Source organism: Blastocatellia bacterium, from assembly GCA_025054955.1.
Taxonomy (GTDB): domain Bacteria; phylum Acidobacteriota; class Blastocatellia; order HR10; family J050; genus JANWZE01.
The window spans coordinates 1-26,565 of record JANWZE010000127.1 but is presented as its reverse complement, the minus strand read 5'-3'; the positions used below and the strand labels follow the sequence as shown (position 1 = coordinate 26,565).

Here is a 26,565-nt window from a genome sequence, read left to right as displayed (position 1 = left end):
CCAATGCTATTTTGGTGATTGTTGCATGTTGCTTCTTCTCATTGACAAGTGTTGCGTGCCATCCCTATGATCGTGAGCCGCAGGAGCGGCTGACATGTTCCGACTGACGATGATGGGAGCTTCGGAATTCCGTTTGGAAGATGATTCCAACTTCATCATCACCATCATGGGTGGAGCCGACATCCTGTTGCCAACGGTCGCTGAAAGAATTCGCCGGCTGAAGAAACAACAAAGCGGATGGCACGGCGACGTTGGCGGCGCACGGCGGACAACCATCGTCACATTGATGGGCGGCACAACATTCCAGAAACCGACCATCGCCCGCGAGATTGAAGAGATGATCAATCTGCGCCAATCAGGACTTGTCTCCGATGCTGAACTGCAACACCTGTGGCGGCAAGTCCTCCAAGAGGAGGACCGTCATCTGAGTGACGCCTACACGTTCATGGGATTTACCGGTGATGAGGAACCGTCCACCGAGGAGGAGATCAGCGCATTACGACAGATTGCCGCACGCGGCCTGATCTCTGTCGAAGAATGCGAGCAACTGAGCGAGCTGATTCGCGGCCAGCCGGTATCACACGTTCGATACCAGTTCGTGCAACAGCGTCTTGGCGCGTTGCTCTCGCCGCCGATAGCCGCGCGCAGTTACCAGACCAATCCATTGGAAACAGGCCGACTCGCCAATCAGCAGATTGAAACAGGCCGACTCGCCAATCAGCAGACGGAACAGATGGAGTAATCATCACCGCCTGGGTAACAGACCCGCTGCTGAATCACTTGACCGTAATGTTGTAGGATTTGATCTTGTTGTTGAGTGTGGTCGTATTGAGGCCAAGAAGTCGGGCAGCGCGGCTTTGATTGCCGCCGGTGATCTCCAGCGCCTGACGGATCAAGCTGATCTCAAAGCGGGCCACTTCATCATAAAACGAAAAGCCGTCGGCGATCTCCACCTCATGCGCGGCCATTTTGCTGTCAGAGACGCGGCGCAGAAACTCTTCAGCAGCGCGCGGGTCCAAGACTTCATCCGTCAAGCACTCCATATCAATGCGGTCACCACGCGCAATGACGACGGCGCGTTCGATCAAATTTTCCAGTTCACGCACATTGCCCGGCCACGGGTACTCCTCCAGCAGCCGTAAGACCTCCGGCTCAATTTCCGTCGAGAGCGTTCGTCCACTTTCTTGATTGTATTTGCGGATGAAGTGTTGCACCAACGGCAGAATGTCTTCCTTGCGCTCGCGCAGCGGTGGAATGGAGATGGTAATCACATTGAGTCGGTAATAGAGGTCGTCACGAAATCGCCCTTCGAGCATCGCCTTCTTCAAATCTGTATTGGTGGCGGCAATGATGCGAACATCCACTTTGCGAACCGATGTATCGCCGACTGGCGTAATTTCGCGCTCCTGAAGCACGCGCAGCAACTTGGCTTGAATGTCTGTGCTGATGTTGCCGATCTCGTCAAGAAACAACGTTCCACCATCGGCAATTTCAAATCGTCCCTTCTTGGAGGCGACGGCTCCGGTGAAGGCGCCTTTGACATGGCCAAACAGGTCGCTCTCCAGCAACTCGGCAGAGACGTTGCTACAGTTGACAGCCACAAACTGGCCGGTTTCGGCGCGCGGACTGGAAAAATGAATGGCGCGCGCCACCAGTTCTTTGCCCGTGCCTGATTCGCCTTGAATCAGCACTGTCGAGCGCGTGGGGGCAATCTGTCCGATGAGGTCGAGAATTTTTCGCATCTTGTGACTGCGGGCGACAATCTTCTTCAAATCAGCGCTGGCTCGCAACGCGACGCTCAGATTGCGTCGCTCTTCGTCTTTTCGTCGGCGGCGCAATCCGGCTTCAACGACACGAAGAATCTGTTCGTTTTCAAACGGCTTTCGGATACAACTGAACGCGCCTTTCTGCCAGGCCGTCACCGCCGTATCAAATGTGGCATACGCCGTGATCATGACTACGACGGCTTCCGGATCAATCGTCAGAATCTGTTCCAACGCAGCAATGCCTCCCATGCCAGGCATGGCCACATCGAGCAGGACGACGTCATACGGCCGCTCGACAAATTTTTCCAAGCCTTCCTCACCCGTCGTGGCCAGCTCGACACGATAGCCTTCGCTCGAGAGCAGACTCTCAAGCACGTCGCGCATGATTTCTTCATCATCAACGATGAGAACCGATCCCTTTTTCATGATCTTTGTGGCCTGGTGGAGTCAGGGAATGTGTGACGTTCAATCTCCCGAAACAAGCCGAAGCTCGGTGCGACGACGATTCATCTGCGGCTGGTAGGTGGGCAGGTAAATGGTGAACTGCGTTCCCTGTCCGACCTGACTTTCAACATCAATGCGTCCACCATGTTCTTGAATGATTCCATAGCTCAAGGCTAATCCTAAGCCGGTTCCTTGGCCGATTCCTTTGGTCGTGAAGAACGGATCGTAGATGCGGCGAATATGTTCTTGCGCAATGCCGACGCCCGTGTCGGCCACTTCGACAAGCACCATGCCGGCGTCCAGGCGCGTCTTGATCGTCAGCACGCCTCCGTCAGGCATCGCATCGCGCGCATTGAGCAAGAGATTCATGAGCACCTGCTGCAACTTGGTCGCATTCCCCATCACAGGCTCAAGCTGGTCGGACAACTGTTTGACCAAGCGAATTGCTTTGCCGCGCAGTTGCGGCTCGACCAGTTGCAACGTGTCTTCGACAACACGGTTCAGGTCTAACGGCACAAATTCGGTCGCGCCCGTGCGCGAAAAGTTCAACAGGTTGGTCACGATGTTCGAGGCACGTCGCGCTTGCTCTTCAATCTTGACGAGCAGTTTGAACCGCGGGTCTGTCGGCGGCAGTTGCTTCAACAGCATCTGCGTATAGCTGGAGATGCCCGTCAACGGCGTGTTGACTTCGTGAGCGACGCCGGCGGCCAACAAGCCGATGGAGGAGAGTTTCTCGCTCTGTTGCAGTTGTTGTTCGAGCCGTTGGCGTTGGCTGATGTCTTCCACAACGATCAGTGAGCCGACCCGCTCGCCTTGTTTCGTCTTAAAGGGAGCAATGGACAGGTTCAAGCACAACTCGCGGCCATTGTGACCTTGCGTCCTGAATTGATAGAGATGGCGCGCGTCGGGCACGGCCCACCGTGACCCGCCGATCACGCCACGCAACGCGCGAATCAATTCAGGATCAAACACGCGATGAATCCGTCGCCCGATCGCTTCCATGCGGTTGATGCCCAGCAGCTCTTCCATCGCCGAATTCCACGTCGTGATGGTGCCGTCCGGATCAACAGCCAGAATACCCACATTGATAGATTCAACAATACTCTCGTTGAAATCTTTCAGGTGAGCCAATTCTTCAGCGCGTTGCGCCTGCTCACGGTAGAGCAAGCTGTTTTCCACGGCGACGGCGACATAGGGGGCAATCGCCGCCAGCAAATCGAGGTCTTCTGATGTTAACAAATCTCCGTCTTTGGTTCGACCCAACCCGATCACGGCGATCAACCGATCGTGAGCGCGACATGGGACAAAATAACGAAGGCCGTTCAACTGTTCATGTTCGCTTATTTCAGTGGCCGATTCATCCAGGCAGAGGATGCCCGACGGCGGCTCACTCTGCCGCAACTGATCAAAGAAGGCAGCCGACAGCTTCACCGGACCACGCAGATGCCGCCGATGCGCAAGCTGAAATCCAGATGGCTCGTGCGCGTCGCGGATGAACAAAGCGATCTCCTCAACGAACAACATGTTCTGCAAGCGTTCGCTGACCGAGTGCAACATCGGCTCCAAGGTCGTCATCGTCGAGAGCATTTGCGCGAATTCGCGCACGCCGGCGCGCGCGCTATAGCGTTCGCCGTAGACGAACCGATCAATGCGCTCTTGCAAATAACTTTTCAGCGGGGCAAACAGCATGGCCAGAACGACAGCGCCAATCACCATCAACACGATGACGACATCGGAGGCTGTTGCCACAAAATCGCGCGCCGACAGCAACAACAGCACAAACAGACCGGCCATGACCAATGTGGTGGTCAGATGCACCAGACTGCGCCGCATGATCACATCAACGTCCATCAATCGGTAACGCACGATGGAATAGCTGAACGACAACGGGATGAAAATCAGAGGAATCAGGGCTACAGCCTCCAAACTCGGCTTCAAGAACGTGGGAATCCACTGAACGAACAATAGGTACAAAGTGAACGGCACGCCGCCGAGCATGCCCCAGACAACCCATTTGAGTTGTTGTTTCAACAGCGGCGTCGTCGCCGTCATGAAGCTCTGCAACAGCAATGCCGCGCCACCGACAAAGCAGGCAATGAACTGAACATTGCTCGTGAGGAAATCCAGTTGAACACGAACCATGCGGGCCTGCTCGCCTAATTGATCGGTTAAAAATGGAAGGCTCAGCTCACCGAGCAACAACCCACCGGCCGGCACATAAATCAGCGACGCAGCCCAACCATGGCGTTGCAAAATTTTTCGCTTTTCAGGAAAAACAGCGCAGAAATGCAGAAACAGTGGCCCCAGCAGGATCAGCGCGATGTTATCAGCATAAAAGACGACCCAATCGAGCCGGTCAAATCGTTCGGTATTGTGAAACGCATAAACCACGAACGCGGTCAAGCAGACCGCATAAAAGTGGAGCGTATGACGGGCTTGTCGCTGACGCAGCAAGACGTATAACCCGATGATCAAATAGGCCAGTCCTACGATCACGAAATACCCGTAGGGCCACAATCGGACCGGCTTGGCTGATAGTTGATCAATGTCGGCGGCATACCGCGAGACCGAGCCAGCCAGATTGGTTCGCTCGATTAGGTAGGAAATTTTATTATGAACACCAATTGCCTCCAGATAAATCTGCACATCAGAAGCGTGAGCGATCGGCTCAAATTGGTAGCCGCCATCCAGGCTCACGCCCGTCAGTCGGTCGCCACGCCGGACGCCGGCTCGCTCCGCCGGACTGCCCAGCTCAACGGCGCGCGCCACGACGCCCCGCGTTGCATCTTCCCAGGTGACGCCATCCCAGGCCACCTGTGGCTGCCCAATCCACGCGCGCAGATTCAAGATGGCGATCACCACCAACACGCAGGTCAGACACAGCAACAACGCGGTTCGTAGATCGGCTCTATTCAGTCCTGGGGCGATCTTCATGACGACGTCCGTGAAGCCCTCACTGATGAACGTTAAAATCGCACGGATAGACTGCCACGAATGCTGCGCGACGCTTGCGTTAGCAACGTCTTGCCTTCGCTTGCCGCGCCTTCTTGCTGATCCAGCAGATTACGGGCATCCACACTGGCCTGCCAGCGACCCGGCAACAATCCCAGGTCAGGAATCTCTTGAGTGACCACCACACTCAGATTCGGTTCATGCACGTCCAGCCGACCATAAAATGGATCAATTGCAAACGCTGCATCCGAATGGCTCAAACGATAGATTGAGGAAATGCGCGTCCGTGTCCGCGTCACTGTTGCATCCAACCGTAGTGAGATGACCTGAAACGGCGCATTCTGGAACAACTCGTGAGCCTCATGGAGCGGTTCGCCCGTCCAACGCTGGCCTTGCCCAAACGAATATCCCACCATGCCGGTCAGATACGGGGTCAGTTGACGTTGATAGACCACGCGCGCGCCGCGTGCCTGACCGTCTTGCGCTAGTGAGCGCCATTGCGTCTGTAGTCCGCCGGCAACTTCGACAGGCACGGCTAACAGGCCGACGCCGCGATTGGCGTAATGGTCGAAGAACAACGCGCCTTCCAGGTGTGAAGCGTCGTCCAGTTGTCGCTCAATTGTGCACTGGAACCGTTCGGCACGCTCGGCTTGACCATGAGCGGCGACCAAAGCCAGCGGCCAAGGATCAGAGAAAATGACTTGACCGCCTTCATAATTGAACTCGCCCTGCCTGCTGACTTCATAGGATGAAACAGGATAATACTCAGCTCGCACTCGCGTGGTGCTATTAAGCGCATAGCCGACACCGAGCCGAGGCGACACCGTCCATTGAGGCGCCCCATTGAAGTAGCCCGTGACATCCACGCCGTAGGTCACGGCCACAGGCCCAGCCACCTGCCACGAATCCATCAACGCCAGCGAGGCCTGTTGAAACTGACGCGGCGAAAGCCGGTTGCCGATGAGGCCTGATCGAGCATATCCGAGCCGAGCCGTCACCTGGTGCGTATCAGTGGCGAACGTGGAGGCAATCACCTCCATACGACTGGGCACGCCCGTGTGGGACGAAACCTGCCCGACAAACACTAACTCTACATTGGGCGCAGCCTGCCCGGCCAACGCCAGATTCACTCCAGCAAACGGCGTGGCCAGGCTCGGCGAACCCAGGGGCGCGCCGCTGACCAGTTGAACCATGCCACGCAGCAGCCGTGCCCGTTCAAAATTGGAGACGGCCGCGCTTGCCATAGTCACAGCCGAACCTTCACCTTGCTGCCAGCGAAGCACAGGACGCGGCACACCGCGAACCACCCAGCGATAGGCATGGCGATCCTCACGTTGATCAAGCAATGTCTGGCTCCGCTGCAACTCGAATTTGAGACTCAACACCACATCAGGGCGAACTTCGACGGCCTTGACCTGAGACACGAATCCTTGGGCTTCGGCACGCAACAAGTAGGGGCCAGGCACAATGCTGCGTGCATAGAAATTTCCTTGCTCATCAGCGTGAATGGTGCGATTGGTCGTAGCGGCAGACATTGAACTCAGCAATCGAACCACCGCGCGACTCAGACCACGCCCGTGCTCATCCATAATCTTGCCGGCAATTGTGCCCAACGGACGCGGCTTTGGAGCCGCCTGTCCAACGGGCGTCATACCAATCATGCAGATGATGACAATCAAAACGGCTAGTCGTTTCATACTCTCCTCCATCAGCAGTGGCTCACGCCGGTGATCTCTTGGCTATGCGTACTTGACACACAGCGTGCGATCCGTTGTCTCAAATCCTCGGCCATAAGCTGGTCAAATTGTTACGAATGAGACTGGACGTGTCAAGCACAGGCATTGCCTTGACGCGCTGGGCTGGCCGTCCCAAGCCACTTAATCAACGGCCTTCAGCCAGAGCTTCTTGAACAACTCAATCGAGCCGGGCGCATAGCCGGCGTAGTGATTATTGAAATAAACAAACACGTCAATATCCCTTTGAACCAATTGACGAATCGCGCCGATCCACCACTCCATCTCGCGGCTTCGATCCTCGAGCAGCTCATTCCAATGTTTCTCTTTGCCCTGCTCTTTCATCAGCCTGTCAACCAACGTATTCATGTGCTGATGATGGCCAAGGAAGCGGATGTATGTGAAATCAGCCGTCACCACATCCATCCGTTTCATCAACTCAGGCAACGCCGGCATCGTGTAGTAACACGAGAGCGTCAACGCGACTCGATGTTCACGCAACACATCAAGCAACGCAGGCTTCAACCAATGACTGTTGCGCACCTCGACGGCGAATCGAAACTCTGAGGTGGGCAGCGCCGCCAAAAACCGACCCAATCGCTCACGAAAGTCATCACCGGTTTGATATTCCTGTCCAACCTTCTTCTTGGCAAGGTAAGGAAACTGCAACAGCATCGGTCCTAACTTCTGCCCTAGCCCCGACATCGTGGTGACGAACCGGGTGATCTCATCCTGACAATCCTGCAGGTATTTTTCGTGAGTAATCACCTGTGGCACTTTGGCAGCAAATGTGAATCCTGCGGGCACACGACGCGCCCAGTTCTGTACCAGTGAGTCGCTCGGCTGCCGATAGAACGTGGAATCAATCTCAACGGTGTCGAAGTGTTGAGCGTAGTACGTGATGAACTCACCGGGCGCAAGCTCAGGCGGATAGAATACGCCATACCAATCGGTGCTGCTCCAGCTTGACGTACCGACGCGCAGATTGGCAGGCAATAGGCTTGTCATCTCACGATCCATTGAGGCTTTGTCATCTCATGATCCGTTGAGACTTTGCTATGTCACGATGCACTAAGCTTTCTCATATCACGATGCGTTGGGACATAAATAAAATCGAACGCAGCCAAGGTCTCTTGACAAAGGACGGGGCAGACCACACACACCTGCTCGCGCATCCTATGGCTCTATCGCTCGATCAACCCATCACTCATCGCTTTTCTTGAACAGCGCCAGGTCGGGCACGCCAACGATGTGATAGCCAGCGTCCACATGAATGACTTCACCTGTGATGCCACGCGATAAATCGCTACAGAGGAACAAGGCGGTGTCGCCGACTTCGGCTGGCTCGATATTGCGCTTCAGCGGCGTCATGTGACCGACCATATTGAGCATCTGGGAAAAACCAGAGACGCCCGATGCTGCCAGCGTCTTAATCGGTCCAGCGGAGATGGCGTTGACGCGGATATTTTTCGGACCTAAGTAGAGGGCTAGATACTGAACCGTGGATTCCAATGCGGCTTTGGCGACGCCCATGACGTTGTAGTTGGGAACAGCGCGCTCGCCGCCCAGATAGGTCATTGTGATGATGCTGCCGCCGCCGCGCTTCTCCATCAACGGAGCCGCTCGCCGACTCATCGCAATGAGCGAATAGACACTGATGTCATGAGCGATGCGGAAGCCCTCTCGCGATGTATCCACGAAATCGCCTTCCAGGTCCTCACGGGGGGCATAGGCGATAGAGTGGACGAGGAAATCCAGTCCGCCGCATTGGGCTTCAACCGTGCTGAAGACGTGATCCAGTTGGGCATCCTCGGTGACATCGCATGGCAGCAGCAGCGGCTGGTCAAGCTCTTTGGCCAACTCACTGACTTTATCGGCGAACCGTTCGTTTTGATATGTGATCACCAAACGGGCGCCGGCGCGACCGAGCGCTTGCGCAATTGCCCAAGCAATGCTGCGCTTGTTGGCGACGCCAAAGACAATTCCTATTTTTCCGTTCATCATAGGCGGGAAACCATACCAACGGTGGGCAGGAGCGTCAAGCCAGATGTCCCACCGATGAGCGAGATGTTTGCTTGATTTTTTCTGTCAACCTCATACAATCAGCGCCCTTCAGGTGAGTCACCGGGTCGGCGCGTCGCGCACAGCGCGGATTGGGGCCTGCGACTCAGCGCTAGGCCGGCGCGCGCGTCCGTGTTTGAGAGTGGCTATGCTGAAGAGATTGATGACGGCATGGGAACACGCGCTCATGCGTCGGGATACGAATCGGCGTGTCTGGCCGTTTGAGTGGGGCCTTGAACATCTCGGACTGTCTGCTCAGCAGGACGCCCCAGAGCAGGTATTACAGGCCTTCGTGGATCAGGCGGTCGCTTCCAGCGATGCGTTTTATCAACCACCCCACCAGACCGATTTCATTTACCGTGACGGCCAATTGACTTTCCCCAGCCCAATTCAGTCAGCGTATCCGGAAAACAATGTGGCTTACGGCCAATTTTTCCCCGCTGCTTCCACAAGGCGAGCTGTGATCGTTTTGCCTCAATGGAACGCGCAATCTGATAGCCACGTTGGACTCTGCCGATTGCTCAACTATGTCGGCATTGCGGCGTTGCGATTGACGATGCCCTACCACGAGCATCGCCGACCTGCGCATCTGGAACGCGCCGATTATATGATTGGGCCGAATCTGGGTCGTACCATTCAAGCCTGTCGCCAGGCCGTGCAAGAAACGCGACTGGCCGCCACCTGGCTGCAACAACAGGGGTATCGCGCGCTCGGCTTGATAGGCACGAGTATCGGTTCGTGCATTGCGTTCTTGACGTTCGCTCACGATGAGCGGTTCCAGGTCGGCGTTTTTAATCACGCGTCTAGCTTTTTTGCCGATGTGGTCTGGCAGGGATTGACCACTCAACATGTTCGGCAAAGCCTTCAGCAACACATCAGCCTTGAGCAGTTGCGACGATATTGGTCGCTCATCAGTCCGCAGACATTTGTGCCTCGGCTTCAGGGAACAACACGTCAAAGCCTGATGATTTGGGCACGCTATGACCTTTCGTTTCCTCCGTACCTGACGCATCTGTTCTTTGACGAGCTGAGGCGATGGAATGTGCCATTTGATACAGCGACGCTTCCTTGCGGTCATTACACAACAGGCGTGACACCGTTCAAATACATGGACGGCTTCCTCATCGCCCGCTACTTCAGAAAACACCTCAGATGAGCTGACCATCGCGGCCGCACACACAAGCGTGTCGTCCGTCAGGCTCAGCTCAGTTGTTCAACCGCCACCGATTGATCATCTGTTCAAAAGCGGGTTGGTAAGTGGCATAGTCATTGACCGGTGAGACACAAGCCAGGAAAATGAGTTCACGACCGAGCCATCGCACCACCAATGTCACGCGCTCTTGATAATTTTGCTGCGGCGGTCGCCCTTCCAGCACGACCAGCAATGTATCAATGCCATTGATGCGCTGACGGCGTTGCGAGCCACTGACCACCTGTAAGTAACTATCGGTCCTGCGCAGATTGGCGATTAACTGCTCTGTCGCTTCTTCCAACGAGCGTGGCGAGCCTTGCGGCTCGAATAGGTCTACCACAGCGCCATACACAATCATGCCACCCTGTTGAACGCCACCTTCTGGAGCGAATAACACACTCTGTTTATTCTCGGCCTCGGCAACTTTCCAGTTGGACGGATAAGCAATTTCGTACCAACCGTGCGGGTGACGATAGCCGCTCAGCTCGCGTGACGGCGGCGGTGGCGTCCTGCCTGCGCCGGTGCTTCCCGGCATCACCTTGGGCGCCGGCGGCATGGCTTTCAGTCGAGCGCGAATCTGCATGAACTCATTGGTTGTGACGATCGGATTGACGACCGGCGGGAGCTTCTTGATCTCGTCATTGACGCGCTTGACGCGATTGCCGGGGTTGGGGTGAGATGAGAAAAACTCTTCCAATCGCCCTGGCTCTTTATCACGCAGTCTACCCAATAGCTCAAACATCTTAGCCATTTGGGAGGGATCGTAACCGGCCGCAGCCATCAACTGCGTGCCGATGATGTCGGCTTGCGTCTCTGCTGTGCGCCCGAATTTGAGGAACAATGTGCCGACCACAAATTCAGCGCCCAACCGAGCGGCCACAGCGCCCCATCCGCTGCCCAGCGATCCACCTAAGATGGCCAGACCGCCCTGCGCCAAGACCGCTTTGGAAAGTTGATTTGTGCCGTGACGAAGCGTGACGTGCGCCAGCTCATGACCCAGCACGCCGACCAGTTGGCCTTCTGTCTCCGCCGCTTCGATCAATCCGCGATTGACATAGATGAACCCACCAGGCAAGGCAAAGGCGTTAACGTCAGACGAATTGACCAGCTTGAACTGCCAGGGTAAATCCGGCATGGTGGACTTTCTGGCCAGATTCATCCCCAACTGGCTAATGTAACGGGTTGCGATCTCATCGTCCAGAATCGGGACTTGCTTCTCTATTTCCTTGCTTGCCTCTCGGCCAAACTCAACGTCTTGCTGAACGCTGAATAAATTGAAACCGGGTTTGACTTTGGTTTGTGTGGCGACGGACGACGTCATCACCAACACCACCATCAAGCTGATTGTGACTCGTTGGGCAAACGGTGAGGTGCAATTTGCCATGCTTTCGTTCTCCTTCCCCAAAGGTATTGATTATTGATGCCTGCTCTCCGATGAATCTTTCGGCCAGTCGGTTGCTCAATCAATTCGGTAGATGGTGAGACCCGATGATCTCCATTGACAATAGCGCCAAAGGCTTCCGCTGTCACTCAATCAATTCGGTAGATGGTGAGACCCGACAGCAGCTTTGGATAAAAATCGGTTGATTTCTGCGGCAGAACTTCACCGGCCAATGCCACGTCGCAAACTTGCTCAATCGTGGTTGGCCGCAAAAAGAAACACGCGCGTCCCTGCCCCGCCTTGACCATGTCAATCGCCACGTCAAACTCCCGGACATAGCGAATCAATTGCCGTTGCGCCAGGTCGTCAGGCGCAATGCCCAAGCCATGCTCAAGCAGCAACGAATGTAAAATTGACACATCAAGGTGACGTTGCCGGGCGCTTACGTCGCTCAAGAGTGCCAGCGAGCCTGGCTGAGCCAGGTAGCGCAGCAGATAAAAAGCATTCGTCTCGGCTGCATAGAGTCCAATCACGGTTTGCTCTGATGTGTTGCGCATCGCTGACTGCAACTGCTCGGCGCTGGAGACCGGCTCCACCGTGAAGTGCTCTTTGGCAAATTCCAATAATCGCGGCAGATCAAAGTCAACGTCTGAGGTGATGACCCGATGCGTGGGCAGAATCGTCAGGCCATCGCTATCGGCATTGACGAATGTCATCATGGCTCGGTGAAAGCTGCGCCAGCGGCCCAGTGTCCCGCCTTCCTCGCGTCGCTCGTTGCGATAGGCCAACGCCGTTTCGTAGCGATGATGTCCGTCGGCGATGATCAGGGACTTGTCATCCATCAGGCGCTGTATTTGGGCCAGTGTGGACGACTCGGTGACCGCCCAGAGATGGTGCACGACGCCATATTCATCGGTCACTGCCAGAGCCGGCTTATCCTCGATGTGCTGATCCAGCAACCGCTCAATCTGATGTTGCGGGTCACGGTAAAGCATGAACAGCGATTCAAAGTGAGCGCGTGTTAGCCGCAGCAGTTTGAGCCGATCCAGCTTGGGCCCCATCATCGTGCGTTCATGCGGATAGATGATGCCGGCGCTGTAATCTTCAAGTTGGCCTAATCCGATGAAGCCTTTTCTCACGCGCTCACGTCCATCAGGGCTGCGGTAGTGTTGATAGTAGACGTAGAAGGCCGGCTGCTCATCTTGAACGAAGATGCCTTCGGCTAACCATTGACGATAAGTGAGAAGCGACCGCGTATAGACATTGGAGCGAGGATCATCGTCTGGATAAGCTTTCGGCAGAATGATCCTGACCAGGTTGTAGGGATGCTCGTAGTAACGGTCTTGCATCTCAGGCGAAATCTTATCGTAAGGTTGCGTCATCACCTGCGCGGCATCGCCGACCTTTGTCAGGTTGTATCGCCACGCTTGAAACGGGAATACTTTTGCCATACGCCTGCCGTGACGGCCATCATAACGGTCAGGATTTGCCAGTGTCAAGCAAACGAACGGTCACCGGCACACGCGCGCACAGAGGGCAGCGTTTCAACTTTCAACGGCTGCGCTTCCGGCGCAACGCAATGCAAATCAGGCCGTGCCTTTTTACTAGCTTTTACTTGACGCGATTATCATGCGACCGCTACACTCAAACTGCCTCATTATGATGATGAAGCGCACCATCGGATTGATCGTGCTGCTGCTGATCGGCAGCGCCAGCGCACGCGCAGCGGTGCTGTGCGCTCGCTCCCTTTGCCCGACACAGGCAATGTTGTGCTGCTGCACACTGCTGAAGCCAACGCCTTCTCCGAAGATGCAAGCGCTATGGCGCGGTGCGTGTCAACCTGAACACACGCCCTCGCGTGTCGGGTCAAAGCAAGCGACCTGCTGCATCGTTTCACCTGCATCGCCGAAATTACCCGGCGACGTTCCACCGCTGTTGTCTGCGCGGTGCATTCACACGGCCGATCAAGTTCCTCTGCTCGCACGAGTGACTCAGCAACCTGACTTTTCACCACGCGGGCTGTTACCTATATTCAACGCCGGCGTGGCCTCTGCTGATGGGACGCAAACCTATTTGCGCCTGGCCATCCTCCGAATCTAAAAAGCCCAAAAACGCCACACTCAGGACGCCGGTCGGAACCCGTGTGTGTTCCTGCGTCAAGGAGCAGCTCGCTCAGCGCAGGCCGTTGAGCGCAGGCACACAAATCTTGATGCTTGAGCCGGTGCTTCTTGAGTCCTGTGCATGAGTTCTTATCGCTGACTCCCACTGGGACTCCCACTGGAGGATGGAATATGCTTAGAGCGCGAATCGTATGGATGTTCATTATCATTGCAGTCAGCCGGACGATTGTGCCGGCTCAATCACCGACGAGCGATGCACCGCGCACGGCGTCGCCGGCGACCTTAGACGAACTCGTTCAGGAAGCATTGGAGCGCCACCCGGCGATTCAGGCAGCGCGACGTCTGGTTGATGCCAAGCGGGCAATGATCGCGCCGGCGCAGACGCTGCCCGAACCAACGATTACGTTTCAAACGATGGGTGAGCTATTACCGCCGGTCTTGCAATCGGGCGATCCTGCATCAGCGCGCGCCGTTAGCATCGAACAAGACATTCCCTTCCCCGGCAAACTCGAACTGAAAGGGCGGATGGCTTCGATGGAAGCAGAGGCTGAGTGGTGGAACTACGAACAAACGCGCCGAGCGATCATCGCTGACGTCAAACTCGCTTACTACGACCTCTACCACATTGAGGAATCAATCAACGTCGTAGAGAAAAACAAAGAACTGCTCCAAAAATTTCTGCAAATCGCCGATGCTCGCTACCGCGTCGGTCAGGGCAATCAACAAGACTTGCTGAAAGCTCAGGTAGAAATTTCCAAACTCATTGACCGGCTCACCGTGCTTAAACAACAGCACGACATCACCGAGGCGCGATTGAACACGTTGCTTTACCGGCCGCCCGGCTCGCACATGGCAGTCACCACGCATGCGCACAAAGCCGAGTTGCGCTACACGCTGGAAGAACTCTATCAACTGGCCTGTCGCAATTTTCCCGAACTGAAGGCGCAAGAACGAGAGATTGATCGGCAACACTACGCTGTGCAATTGGCCAGGAAGCAATTCTACCCGGATTTTTCTGTCGGCTTCACCTACTTCAATCGCGCGGCAACGCCGGAGATGTACGGCTTATCGGTGAAGGCGAAGATTCCGCTCTATTTCTGGCGCAGGCAGCGCCCGGAACTGGATAGCGCGGCCAGCACTCTGGCCGGCGCACAAAAACAACGCGACAATCTGCTCTCGCTCCTCTACTTTCGCGTGAAAGACGCCTACCTGGCTGCAACCACGTCAGAACGACTCATGCAGCTCTATGGCCATGCCGTCATTCCCCAAGCTACGTTATCGCTGGAATCGGCTGTGGCCAACTATCAGGTGGGCAAAGTTGACTTCCTGACGCTAATTGACGACCTGACGACGCTGCTTGACTACGAACTGAAATATCACGAAGCGTTGGTGGAATATCAGAAGGCCTTAGCTCGACTGGAAGTTTTCGTTGGCCTGGAGCTGACGAAGTGAAAGGAGGCTCTGTATGGTGATCGCCACAAAGAAACTGAGACGAACGGTCTGGCTCGTCGTGTTGATCCTGATCGCCGGCCTGGCCATCGGCGGATATGTTCGACGGGATTGGTTACGAAACACAGTAGTAGGCCGATTATTCGGCGTCCAACCATCACGCTCGGCCAATCAGATCTGGTATTGTCCCATGCACCCGGACTACCGAACTGATAAGCCGGGCGATTGTCCCGTCTGCAACATGGCGTTAGTCAAAGCTGAACCACAGCAGCGCACGACGGAACAAGCTCAACAAGAAGTCTGGTATTGTCCGATGCACCCGGATTACACATCTGAGCGGCCGGGCGATTGCCCTGTGTGCAACATGGCGCTGGTGAAAGCTCCATCTCATGAAATGAGCGCCGTGGCCGAGCAGCCGATGCCTCCCGGCAGCGTTCAGATCACGCCTTACAAGCAACAACTGATCGGCGTCACCTATGGAGAAGTCACTGCCGAGCCACTCAGTGAGCTGGTGCGCACCGTAGGCCGGCTCACCTACGACGAATCGAAGCTATCGCGCGTTTATGCCAAATTTGAGGGCTACATCGAGCGTGTTCATGTAGACTTCGTCGGGCAACTGGTCAAGAAAGGTCAACCCTTGCTGGATGTGTATAGCCCCGAACTGGTCGCAACCCAACAAGAATTGTTGATCGCCGCCAAAGCCAAACGGCTGCTGGGCGACACACCGTTGCGCGAGATTTCGTCTAACGCGCTGTCGCTGTACGATGCCGTGCGAGAACGCCTACGGCTCTGGGACATCTCCGACGCGCAAATCAACGAGATCGAACAGCGCGGCGCCCCCACCAAGACGCTGACCCTTTATTCGCCCATCACCGGATTCGTGGTGACGCGCAACGCGCTGACCGGCGCGCGCATTACGCCGGACACAGAGCTATACACCATTGCTGACCAATCAACGATCTGGGTACTGGCCGATGTGTATGAATATGAGGCGTCGAAAATCCGCGTCGGCCAGCCGGCCACCATCACCTTGTCGTATTTTCCCGGTGAAACGTTTCACGGCCGAGTCAGCTATATCAACCCACAACTGGACGCGACGACCCGCACGCTGAAGGTCCGCATCGCTATTGCCAATCCGCAGTTCAAACTGAAGCCAGAGATGTTCGCTAATGTGCAACTGCGGATTGATTACGGCCGACCGCTCTCGGTGCCCCAAGACGCGGTGCTCGATTCCGGCACGCAACAGATCGTCTTCGTGGCGCACGAGGGCGGCTATTTTGAACCACGCACGGTGCAGGTGGGGCCGCGCGTCAACGAACGGTACATCATCTTGAGCGGTCTCAAACTCGGCGAGAAAATCGTGACCAGCGGTAATTTCCTGATTGACGCTGAGAGCCGCTTGAAGTCGGCGTTGAGCGCCACCGGACATGCCACGCATCAGAGGTGAGCAGTCATGATTAACAGAATCATCGAACTGTGCGCTAACAATCGGTTCCTCGTCTTCGTTTGCGTTGGCCTGGCTGTGCTCGGTGGCCTGCACGCGATGCGGCACATCGCGCTGGATGCGATTCCTGATCTGTCTGATACGCAGGTCATCATCTTTTCACGCTGGGATCGCAGCCCTGACATCATGGAAGATCAGGTCACTTATCCGATTGTCAGCTCATTGCTGGGTGTGCCCAAGGTCAAAGACATACGCGGCTTCTCCGATTTCGGCTATTCCTACGTCTACGTGATCTTCGAAGACGGCACGGACATCTATTGGGCGCGATCACGAACGGCGGAATACCTAAGCAATATCCTACCCAAGCTGCCCGACGGCGTGCAGACGGAGTTGGCCAAAGACGCCACGGCGCTTGGCTGGATTTTTCAATACGCGCTGGTTGACACTACAGGCCGGCACAGCCTGGCCGACTTACGTTCGTTGCAAGATTGGCATCTGCGCTATGAGCTTCAATCTGTAGATGGCGTCGCCGAAGTGGCGCCGGTCGGCGGGTTCGTTCGGCAATACCAAGTCAACCTCGACCCGAACGCGCTGGCCGCTTATGGCATCCCGCTGGACAAGGTGCTGACGGCAATTCGTCAAAGCAACAATGACGTTGGCGGGCGATTGCTCGAATTTTCAGGCCGCGAGTACATGATTCGAGGGCGCGGCTATATTCGTTCACTCCGCGATCTGGAGAACATCGCTGTGGCTGCCGATACGCGCGCCGGCACGCCGGTTCTGCTCAAGCAGCTCGGCACAATCACGCTTGGGCCAGACTTGCGCCGCGGCATCGCCGAACTAGACGGACAAGGCGAAGTGGTCGGCGCGATTGTCATCATGCGCTATAACGAAAACGCCCTGGATGTCATCGAGCGCGTCAAGGAGCGACTCAGTGAACTTGAAAAGAGCCTGCCGCCCGGCGTGAAGATCGTCACCACCTATGACCGCTCGGAACTGATCGAGCGCTCGATTGACACGCTGACCACTGCCTTGACCGAAGAGCTGACGGTGGTGAGCCTGGTCATCTTGCTCTTCCTGTGGCACATTCCCAGCGCGATTATTCCCATTCTCACCATTCCGATTGCCGTCATTATTTCATTCATTCCGATGTACGGGATGAACATCACCGCCAACATCATGTCGCTTGGCGGCATCATCATTGCTGTCGGCGCGATGGTGGATGCTTCAATTGTCGTTGTTGAACAAACGCACAAGAAGCTGGAGCATTGGGAGGCCGCCGGTCGTCCTGGAGACTTCAAAGAGGTGGTGATTAGTGCTGTCAAAGAGGTCGGCCCGCCCAGCTTCTATTCCCTGCTGGTCATTGCGGTGGCGTTCGTGCCCGTGCTCGCGTTGGAAGCGCAAGAGGGTCGCTTGTTCAAGCCGCTTGCCTATACCAAAAACTTCTCGATGGCGATTGCCGCGGTGCTGGCCATCACGCTGGACCCAGCAGTGCGGTTGCTGTTCACGCACATGAAGCCGTTTGCGTTTCGCCCGCGGCTGCTGGCCAGAGTAGTGAATGCTCTTGTCGTCGGCAAGATTCATGACGAAGAGCATCATCCGATTAGTCGCCGACTCATGCGCCTCTATCAACCCGTCGTAGAATTCGTCATGCGCCATCAATGGATGACGATTGGCGCAGCCGCATTGATCGTTATGGCAACGATCCCGGTGTATTGGCGCCTTGGCGCCGAATTCATGCCGCCGCTCGATGAAGGCGTGTTGCTTTACATGCCCACGACGATGCCCGGCTTGTCGGTCACCGAAGCGCAGAAGTTGCTACAGGCGCAGGATCGTGTGCTCAAATCGTTTCCCGAAGTCGAGCGCGTCTTTGGCAAAGCCGGACGCGCCGAGACGGCAACCGATCCGGCGCCGTTCTCCATGATGGAAACCACCGTGCTGCTCAAGCCTCAATCGGAATGGCCCAAACAGCCGCGGTGGTACTCCGAGTGGGCGCCCGCGTGGTTGCAAAGCGTACTGCGGCGAGCTTGGCCGGACCATAAAAGCACGCAGGAACTGATCTACGGTCCAGGCGGCTTGAATGAAGCTATGCAGTTTCCCGGCGTCGTCAACGCGTGGACGATGCCTATCAAGGGTCGAATTGACATGCTTTCGACCGGCGTGCGCACGCCGGTCGGCATTAAGATTCTCGGTTCCGACCTGCAGACGATTGAACAGATCGGCCGGCAAATTGAAGCGACGCTCAAACACGTGCCCGGCACGGCCAGCGCGTTTGCTGAACGCACAACCGGCGGCTACTTCCTCGACTTTCAGTTCAAGCGTGAAGAATTGGCCCGCTATGGATTGACCATCGCTCAGGCGGAAACAACCGTGCTGTCGGCTATCGGGGGCGAAAATATCAGCACGACCATTGAAGGCCGCGAGCGGTATCCGATCAATGTTCGGTACTTGCGCGATTACCGCAGCACCGTTGACCGGCTCAACCGCGTGCTTGTGCCAACAATGGATGGCGGGCAAATTCCTATGGCTCAACTGGCCGAGATCAAGTTGTTATCTGGCCCCGGCATGATCCGCAATGAAAACGGCCGCCTGAGCGGATACGTCTACGTGGACGTCGCTGGGCGCGATGTCGGCCGTTACGTGGAAGACGCCAAACGGGCGGTCAATCAAGCTGTTCAATTGCCGCCAGGGTACACGCTCCGGTGGAGCGGCCAGTATGAAAACATGCAGCGCGTTGAGCAACGCCTCTGGGTGCTCGTGCCGATCACGCTGGTGATCATCTTCGTGCTGGTTTATTTCAACACCAAATCGCTGGCGCAAACGCTGATCGTATTTCTGGCCGTGCCGTTCTCGGCGGTCGGCGCTATCTGGTTGCTTTACGCGCTCGATTACAACCTGAGCATCGCCGTCTGGGTTGGATTGATCGCGTTGCTCGGCGTGGATGCGGAAACAGGCGTCTTCATGCTGCTTTACTTGGAATTGTCTTACAAGAAACGACTCCAAATGGGTCTGATGAAGACGAAAGAACACTTGCGTGAAGCTATTATCGAAGGGGCGGTCAAGCGGCTGCGCCCGAAGTTCATGACAGTCGCCGTTGATTTCATCGGATTGCTGCCCATCATGTGGGCGACGGGCACAGGCGCTGATCTGATGAAGCGAATCGCGGCTCCCATGATCGGCGGCATCATCACGTCGTTCATCATGGAGTTGGTGGTCTACCCGGCTATCTATCATGAATGGCGCTGGCATTTCTATGTCAAGAAACAAGCCAACGGGTCGGGCGCGCCTCCACTTTGAAGCCTGAGATCATGAGCATCATCGAACAAAGGAGAGAATCTATGCCAATCAAACGAGTCCTATCCCCCTGGCGCAACATGCTAGGAATTTGCCTGCTGATAGTCGTCACAGTGACGGCGTGTCAACGATCGGCTGAGCCAGAACAGGCTGGCACACCCAATGAGCCTACTGCGGCAGTGACGCCGTCTCCACAAGCCAATCGGCCAACCTGCCCGGTCTGCAACATGTTTGCCGACTTTTCGCCTCAGTGGATGGCCAGGATTGAGTATAAAGATGGTTCGGTCGTCTCATTTGATGTGCCACAACACATGCTGAAATTTTACCTGAACGCGGCTGAATACACAGCGAGCGATTATCACAAAGACAAAGCCAACATCGTCCGAATGACGGTGAACGATTTCAACAGCAAATCGGCGATTGACGCGCAAACAGCCTTTTATGTGTTTGGCAGCAAGCAGCAAACGCCGATGGGTGAAGGCGCGATTCCGTTCAAATTGAAGTCGGACGCAGAAACATTTCAGAAAGCGCACGGCGGACAGCTCGTCACGTTCAATCAAATCACTTCAGCGTTGCTGGAGGCGAATCAATGATCCACGCACGGCGTTGCGGGATGATTGTCTGGCTCGCTCTGGTGGCCGCGGCGACGCCGAGTCAAGCTGCGCAGCGTCCGAGCAGCTTACCGGCTGAAACGCAGGCCATGCTCGATGAGCTGCACGCCAAGATAGATCAACGCGCCAAAATGGCCGAACTGATGGCTCGCGTCCACGAGTTGCGGCAGCAGGCCGAAGCGCTCGACCGGCAAGGCGAGCATCAGGCAGCCGCTCGCCAACGGGCGCACGCGCGCGAGCTGATACTGGATAGCGAAGAAGCGGTTTTCTATCAACCCGACTTGCATGCCCTCTTCTTGGAACTGACTCGTTCAAGCAATCACGCTGCAACCATGCTTCCTGTGTTGAATCAGCGTCCATTGCACTGGGCGTCGCATCCGCAGGTGCAGGCATTCGTCCGTCATTATCGAGGCAAAGGCCAGCGCCTCGTGCAGGCTGCCTGGCACCGACTCGCTCGCTATGAGACAATGATGCGGCGCGTGTTTCGAGAAGAAGGCGTGCCAGAAGAGCTGATCTATGTCGGATTGGTCGAGAGCGCCTACAATCCTTATGCGCGGTCAGTGGCCGGCGCTCACGGCATGTGGCAATTCATGCCAGCGACGGCCAAGAAGTACGGATTGAGGCAATCCGCCCAGCAGGACGAGCGGCAGCATCCAGAGAAATCCACACGCGCCGCCGCTCAATACTTGCGCGACTTATACCAATTGTTGGGCGATTGGCCATTGGCGCTGGCTGGTTACAATGCCGGAGAATATCGCATCCTGCGCGCCTTGCGAAAAACCGGCGCCAAGGATTTCTGGCAACTGAGCGCCAGCGGGCTTCTGCCCCGCGAGACTATCAACTATGTGCCCAGCGTGCTGGCAGCGATCCTGGTAGGTCAAAATCGTCCATCGCTGGTATCAGCCAGCGCCTCTGTCGGTGAACGAATCAAGGAATGAACCACGATGAAGAGTATGAGACTTCTAATCCTGACTGGTATAGTGCTCGGCTGGCCTGCGATCGTCGCCGGTCAAACGTTTGAATATCGCGTGGAATTACAGCGATGGTTGCAGAATCGTCACGGTACATTAACCATCACACCGGAGACAATCGCGTTCAAATCCGATCAGGGGAAGGATTCAAGAACGTGGTCGTATCATGAGATTGAACAAATCGTCGTGCCGTCGCCAACCTTGATCGAAATTACCACCTATGAGGACCAGAGCTTGAAACTCGGTCGCAATCGGGTCTTCAGGTTCAAGTTGCGGCAAGGCGCCATTACGCGAGACGTGAGCGCGCTATTGATGAACCGCGCGACCCGTCCTATCGCCACAAGCATCCTGCCGGAGGCCGACGATGCCCCCCGATTTGAGCTTCCCGTCAAACATCTGCATACGTTCGGCGGCTGCCATGGCGTGTTGCAAATCTTTACTGACCACATCACCTTTCGCTCAGCAACACGACCGAGCGACTCACGCTATTGGCGCTACGCTGACATCCAGCATATCGGCTACCCAACTCGTTTCCGCCTCGACATCCTCTCGTATGAAAACGAGCTGGGCGGACCGACGCGACGCTTCAACTTCGATCTGAAACAAGACCTGCCAGCAGCGGTCTATGATTACCTCTGGATTCGCTTGCATCCTTCGGACTTTTATCCACAACACAACTTTGATAAAGGAGAGCACCAATGAAAGGAATTTCGCTTATGAAAAGAACTTCGATTGGGAAAAGAACTTCGCTTATGAAAAGGATTTCGATTGGGAAAAGAACTTTGCTTCTGTTGATAGCGGCGCTCGTGAGCGTCATCGGAGCCCAGGCGCAGCACTCGCGTCATGGTTCCGGTGAGAGTAAGGACGTGACAATCATTGGTGAAGTGATTGATCCGGTCTGCTACCTGGCTCACAACGCCAAAGGCCGAGAACATCGCCAATGCGCTGAGCAGTGTGTCAAACAAGGCATCTCGCTCGCTGTCTTGGAAGAGAAAACAGAGAAGGTCTACATCTCGTTGCCGGTGGATCACACCAATCCCAACGCCAAGCTGAAAGATTTCATTGCCGAAAAAGTCAAAGTGACAGGCCGGCTCTACAGCAAGGGCGGATTGACCGGCATCCACGTGAAGACAGTCGAACGAGTGCCCTGAATTGTTCGGCGCAAGGCTGCCCGCGCCGACCGACCGGTTCGGCCACGGCGGCTTTGCGCCGGATGTCCGCTGCCCAGTAGAATGTTCAACCACGAACAACGTTTGAAGGAGGCGCGGTGAACATTGCTCAATCAGTCTTTTTCTTCCTGCTGGCCGGATTGTGTGAAATCGGCGGCGGGTATCTCGTGTGGCTATGGTTGCGTGGCAACAAAGGAATTGGATACGCAGTGGCCGGCGCGGTCGCACTGGTTCTCTATGGCGTTGTGCCGACGTTCCAGCCGGCGCACTTTGGCCGTGTCTATGCTGCCTATGGTGGCTTCTTCATCGTCCTTGCCCTGTTGTGGGGATGGAAAGTGGACGGGATCATTCCAGATAAAGTAGATGTCGTGGGTGCATTGATTGCTCTTGTAGGCGTGACGATCATGATGTACTGGCCAAGGAGATGAGACCGGTAGCAAACGGTAGAAAACGAATGGATGGCAGATCACTCATGACACAAGGCTAGAGGGACAAAACGATGAATCTTGCAATACGCCGCTATTGGCTGTGTGGTATGCCGTCATGACAAAAGGCGAGAGGGACAAAACGATGAACTCATCGGGGAAAAAGCTCACCGTGTTGAACAAGCCGCCTACCCAACCTGCCGCAAGTAATAAAACCCAACGAGACCCGGTGTGCGGCATGATGGTGGACCCAACGACGGCCGCAGGCTCTTGTGAGCACGCAGGCACAACGTACTACTTCTGTCACCCAGGCTGTTTGGAAAAGTTTCGCAGCGCACCCGAAAGATATCTCTCAGAGACGGCGGCGACGCAGGCGATGGTTACGCTCAGCGTGAAGCCTCAAGCGCCGGTTGCCGCCAGCGGTGTCGAGTATACATGCCCGATGGACCCAGACGTTCGGCAGCCAGTGCCAGGCCCCTGTCCTGCATGCGGCATGGCGTTGGAGCCTCTCAGAGCAACTGCTCCTACCACCAAAACAGAATATGTTTGCCCGATGCACGCAGACATCGTGCGCGATGAACCAGGCTGCTGTCCTGCATGTGGCATGGCGCTGGAACCGCGGATGGTGACCATCGAAGAGCCACCAAATCCTGAACTCGTCCAGATGACATGGCGATTTTGGTGGTGTCTGGCGCTCACACTGCCGGTCGTGTTCCTGGCCATGTCAGAGATGATTCCTGGCCAACCGATTCATCACGCGCTGGGGCATCGGTTGACCATCTGGGTGCAACTCGTGCTGGCGACGCCGGTCGTGGTATGGGGAGGCTGGCCGTTCTTTCAACGCGGGTGGGCATCGTTGGTCACTCGTCAATTGAACATGTTCACGTTGATCGCCATCGGAACCGGCACAGCATTTATCTATAGCGTCATTGCCGCACTAGCTCCCGATATGTTTCCTGCTGCATTCCGCGGTCATAGCGGTCAGGTGGCCGTCTATTTCGAAGCCGCAGCAGTGATCACCACGCTTGTGCTGCTGGGTCAGGTGCTGGAATTGCGCGCTCGCCGTCAAACCAGTCGCGCCATCAGAGCATTGCTCACGCTGACACCTCACACAGCGCGGATTGTCCGACCTGATGGGTCTGAAGAAGACATACCAATCGAGCGCGTCAACGTTGGCGATCTATTGCGCGTGCGCCCCGGACAGCGGATTCCTGTTGATGGCAGAATCATTGAGGGCTATAGCGCCGTTGATGAATCTATGATCACGGGTGAACCGATGCCGGTTGAGAAAACCAGCGGTAGCGTGGTCATCGGTGGAACGGTCAACGGTGCCGGCAGCTTCATCATGCAGGCTGAGCGAGTGGGACGTGACACGTTGCTGGCCCATATCGTCAACATGGTCGCTGAAGCCCAACGCAGCCGCGCGCCGATTCAGCGTGTGGCCGATGTTGTTGCAGGATACTTTGTGCCGACTGTGGTGGTCATCGCTGGGCTGACATTCATCGTGTGGGCGACACTCGGTCCGCAACCGCGCCTGAGCTACGCCCTGTTGAATGCCGTCGCCGTGCTGATGATTGCCTGCCCCTGCGCGTTGGGGTTGGCTACGCCCATGTCCGTGATGGTTGGAATCGGGCGTGGCGCAACAGCCGGCGTGTTGATTAAAAATGCCGAAGCCTTGGAAGCGCTTGGCAAAGTTGATACGCTCGTTGTGGACAAAACCGGCACGTTGACTGAAGGTAAACCGCAGCTCATGTCGGTTGTGGCGCTGCCCGGTCACGAGGAACGTGAAATCCTTCGCTTGGCGGCCAGTTTGGAACGCGCCAGCGAGCACCCGTTGGCGGCTGCCATCATCAACGGTGCCAGATCAAAACAGGTGCAATTGGCTCAGGTGACCCAGTTCCAATCACACGCAGGCATGGGCGTGACAGGCATCGTTGAAGGACGAACGGTCGCGGTTGGGAATGAAACATTTTTGCAAGCGATGCAGGTTGACGCATCGAGCCTGCTGAGCCACGCAGAGCAGCTTCAACAGGACGGCCAAACGGTCATGTTCGTCATCGTTGATGGCAACGTCGTCGGAGTTGTAGGCGTCTCCGATCCGATCAAACCTTCAACGCAGGACGCAATCATCGCGCTTCAGCGGGATGGCCTACGCATCGTCATGGTGACCGGCGATAACCGCGCGACAGCGGAAGCTGTGGCCCGCAAACTCAGTATTGACGAGGTGGTCGCCGAAGTGCTGCCCAACCAGAAAGCAGACATCGTCAAGCGGCTACAAGCCGAAGGGCGCAGCGTCGCCATGGCTGGCGATGGAATTAATGACGCGCCGGCGCTGGCGCAGGCCGATGTCGGCATTGCGATGGGCACGGGAACTGATATTGCCATCCAGAGCGCAGACATCACGCTCGTGAAGGGTGATCTTGGCGGCATCGTGCGGGCACGCACGCTGAGCAAGGCAACAATGCGGAATATCCGCCAGAATCTGTTGTTCGCGTTCTTGTACAACGCGCTCGGTGTGCCGATTGCAGCAGGTCTGCTGTATCCGCTCGTGGGCTTGTTGCTCAATCCGATGCTGGCCAGCGCAGCGATGACGCTCAGTTCTGTATCGGTCATCACCAACGCGCTACGGTTACGAAAACTGCCGCTGTGAGTGACGAGAACGACATCGCCTAGACAAGCCTATAGCAGCAGTGCTAGACGCCACTGGCGCTGCATCTGAATTTTTAGGCACGAGCTAATACCGATCGTCCAGAGAAAGGCCGTGTGTGAGGCAGGAGCCGGAAGTCAGGGAGTAAGGAGCCAGCGGCATAATACCAATCGTCCAGAACAAGGCCATGTTTGATGAAGCCAGATGGAACGCAGCAGCAGAATGTCGCAGGCGGCACTCACCGATTTTCTGATGGCCTTTGGGATTCACCGTGCTACGCTCGTTTCTGCTGAGCCGCGCCAGCGGCGCATGCAACGTTGCCAGACGTGCAACGTCTGGAACAACAGAGCGAACCATCGTGGCGCGTTGGAGACGCGCCAGAGCAGCGCGCGTGTGGCCGGCGATTGCACAGCATGAACGAACCGATGAGGAAACGGGTAGCGCCTGTTGAAGGCGCGAGGGATTGGGGGATGGCGGCTCCCAGACGTTGTGCGTCTGGCTACTATCGTGTAGGCCACACAGCAATGCGCCTGCAAACATGCGTCGCTGCACCAGAAAAACACGACACGTCAGCAGGCGTGCACACAGCGACGCCCCCAAAGGCGGACACAATTCCCGTTGCCTGTTCAATGCGGAAGCGATTGGTTGGCGCTGGAAGAAGCAAGCCGCTGGCGCAGCCGTGCGATGCGCTGCCGCACCTGTTCAGCGTTGAGGCCGGCTTGGCCTGTCGGGTCGCGTTCGAGCGCGCGTTCGGCCGCAACGAGAGCATCGGCCAACCGATTTTGCTTTTCGTACACTTCGCTCAATCGCAGATGCGGCAATGGGCGAGCATCATCCAGCGCGATGGCCTTCAGCAAAGCGGCCTCAGCGTTGTCGTATTGCTGCAAAGCCATGTACGCCGTGGCT

At 56.2% G+C, this 26,565-nt stretch carries 21 protein-coding genes; 13 read left to right on the top strand and 8 right to left on the bottom strand.

The window, feature by feature from the left end; genetic code table 11:
* The first annotated feature begins 94 nt into the window (after positions 1-94).
* Entirely contained in the window at positions 95-742 is a 648-nt protein-coding gene (locus tag NZ823_15565) for a hypothetical protein (protein MCS6806545.1), read from the top strand.
* Between the two features lie 34 nt (positions 743-776).
* On the opposite strand, the gene NZ823_15560 is transcribed toward NZ823_15565, so the two are convergent.
* The 5 genes from NZ823_15560 to NZ823_15540 all read right to left on the bottom strand — a co-directional run bounded on the left by NZ823_15560 (position 777) and on the right by NZ823_15540 (position 8,899).
* The gene (locus NZ823_15560) at positions 777-2,192 is read right to left on the bottom strand and encodes a sigma-54 dependent transcriptional regulator (GenBank protein MCS6806544.1); all 1,416 of its coding nucleotides are present in this window, start codon (positions 2,190-2,192) and stop codon (positions 777-779) included.
* A 39-nt stretch (positions 2,193-2,231) separates the two neighbouring features.
* Complete coding sequence (locus NZ823_15555; GenBank protein MCS6806543.1) at positions 2,232-5,144, bottom strand: ATP-binding protein; 2,913 nt, start codon at positions 5,142-5,144, stop codon at positions 2,232-2,234.
* A gap of 32 nt (positions 5,145-5,176) precedes the next feature.
* Positions 5,177-6,859 (bottom strand): TonB-dependent receptor, encoded by a 1,683-nt coding sequence (locus tag NZ823_15550; GenBank protein ID MCS6806542.1) that lies wholly within the window; start codon positions 6,857-6,859, stop codon positions 5,177-5,179.
* A 180-nt stretch (positions 6,860-7,039) separates the two neighbouring features.
* Positions 7,040-7,903 carry a DUF72 domain-containing protein gene (locus NZ823_15545; protein ID MCS6806541.1) on the bottom strand — a complete coding sequence of 288 codons (864 nt, stop codon included), beginning with the start codon at positions 7,901-7,903 and terminating at the stop codon, positions 7,040-7,042.
* Between the two features lie 195 nt (positions 7,904-8,098).
* Positions 8,099-8,899: an enoyl-ACP reductase gene (locus tag NZ823_15540; protein MCS6806540.1), complete on the bottom strand. Its 801-nt coding sequence runs from the start codon at positions 8,897-8,899 to the stop codon at positions 8,099-8,101.
* Between the two features lie 205 nt (positions 8,900-9,104).
* On the opposite strand from NZ823_15540, the gene NZ823_15535 reads away from it, so the two are divergent.
* Positions 9,105-10,112, top strand: a complete 1,008-nt coding sequence (locus tag NZ823_15535; protein MCS6806539.1) for an abhydrolase domain-containing 18 — start codon at positions 9,105-9,107, stop codon at positions 10,110-10,112.
* Positions 10,113-10,161: 49 nt separating this feature from the next.
* Here the strand turns inward: NZ823_15535 and NZ823_15530 are convergent, their stop codons facing one another.
* Positions 10,162-11,532, bottom strand: coding sequence for a M48 family metallopeptidase (locus tag NZ823_15530; GenBank protein MCS6806538.1), 1,371 nt, complete (start codon positions 11,530-11,532; stop codon positions 10,162-10,164).
* A 146-nt stretch (positions 11,533-11,678) separates the two neighbouring features.
* A complete protein-coding gene (locus tag NZ823_15525) occupies positions 11,679-12,980 on the bottom strand; it encodes a DUF1015 domain-containing protein (protein MCS6806537.1) in 1,302 nt (433 codons plus the stop codon).
* Between the two features lie 178 nt (positions 12,981-13,158).
* Between NZ823_15525 and NZ823_15520 the strand changes: the two genes are divergently transcribed.
* The 11 genes from NZ823_15520 (at position 13,159) to NZ823_15470 (ending at position 26,076) form a co-directional block, all read left to right on the top strand.
* A complete protein-coding gene (locus NZ823_15520) occupies positions 13,159-13,629 on the top strand; it encodes a hypothetical protein (protein ID MCS6806536.1) in 471 nt (156 codons plus the stop codon).
* Between the two features lie 191 nt (positions 13,630-13,820).
* Positions 13,821-15,101 (top strand): TolC family protein, encoded by a 1,281-nt coding sequence (locus tag NZ823_15515; protein MCS6806535.1) that lies wholly within the window; start codon positions 13,821-13,823, stop codon positions 15,099-15,101.
* A gap of 13 nt (positions 15,102-15,114) precedes the next feature.
* A complete protein-coding gene (locus NZ823_15510; protein MCS6806534.1) occupies positions 15,115-16,545 on the top strand; it encodes an efflux RND transporter periplasmic adaptor subunit in 1,431 nt (476 codons plus the stop codon).
* Between the two features lie 6 nt (positions 16,546-16,551).
* Positions 16,552-19,839 carry an efflux RND transporter permease subunit gene (locus tag NZ823_15505; GenBank protein ID MCS6806533.1) on the top strand — a complete coding sequence of 1,096 codons (3,288 nt, stop codon included), beginning with the start codon at positions 16,552-16,554 and terminating at the stop codon, positions 19,837-19,839.
* Positions 19,840-19,880: 41 nt separating this feature from the next.
* Entirely contained in the window at positions 19,881-20,429 is a 549-nt protein-coding gene (locus NZ823_15500) for a nitrous oxide reductase accessory protein NosL (protein ID MCS6806532.1), read from the top strand.
* Entirely contained in the window at positions 20,426-21,385 is a 960-nt protein-coding gene (locus NZ823_15495) for a lytic transglycosylase domain-containing protein (protein ID MCS6806531.1), read from the top strand. Before NZ823_15500 ends, NZ823_15495 begins: the two co-directional genes overlap by 4 nt.
* A 15-nt stretch (positions 21,386-21,400) precedes the next feature.
* Entirely contained in the window at positions 21,401-22,120 is a 720-nt protein-coding gene (locus NZ823_15490; GenBank protein MCS6806530.1) for a hypothetical protein, read from the top strand.
* 164 nt (positions 22,121-22,284) lie between these two features.
* Positions 22,285-22,569, top strand: coding sequence for a hypothetical protein (locus NZ823_15485; protein ID MCS6806529.1), 285 nt, complete (start codon positions 22,285-22,287; stop codon positions 22,567-22,569).
* Between the two features lie 116 nt (positions 22,570-22,685).
* A complete protein-coding gene (locus NZ823_15480) occupies positions 22,686-23,015 on the top strand; it encodes a YnfA family protein (GenBank protein ID MCS6806528.1) in 330 nt (109 codons plus the stop codon).
* Between the two features lie 142 nt (positions 23,016-23,157).
* Complete coding sequence (locus NZ823_15475; protein ID MCS6806527.1) at positions 23,158-25,662, top strand: heavy metal translocating P-type ATPase; 2,505 nt, start codon at positions 23,158-23,160, stop codon at positions 25,660-25,662.
* Positions 25,663-25,863: 201 nt separating this feature from the next.
* Complete coding sequence (locus tag NZ823_15470) at positions 25,864-26,076, top strand: hypothetical protein (protein MCS6806526.1); 213 nt, start codon at positions 25,864-25,866, stop codon at positions 26,074-26,076.
* 209 nt (positions 26,077-26,285) lie between these two features.
* Here NZ823_15470 and NZ823_15465 read toward each other — a convergent pair.
* Positions 26,286-26,565 (bottom strand): hypothetical protein (locus tag NZ823_15465; GenBank protein ID MCS6806525.1); only part of this gene is annotated, 280 nt, incomplete at its 5' end.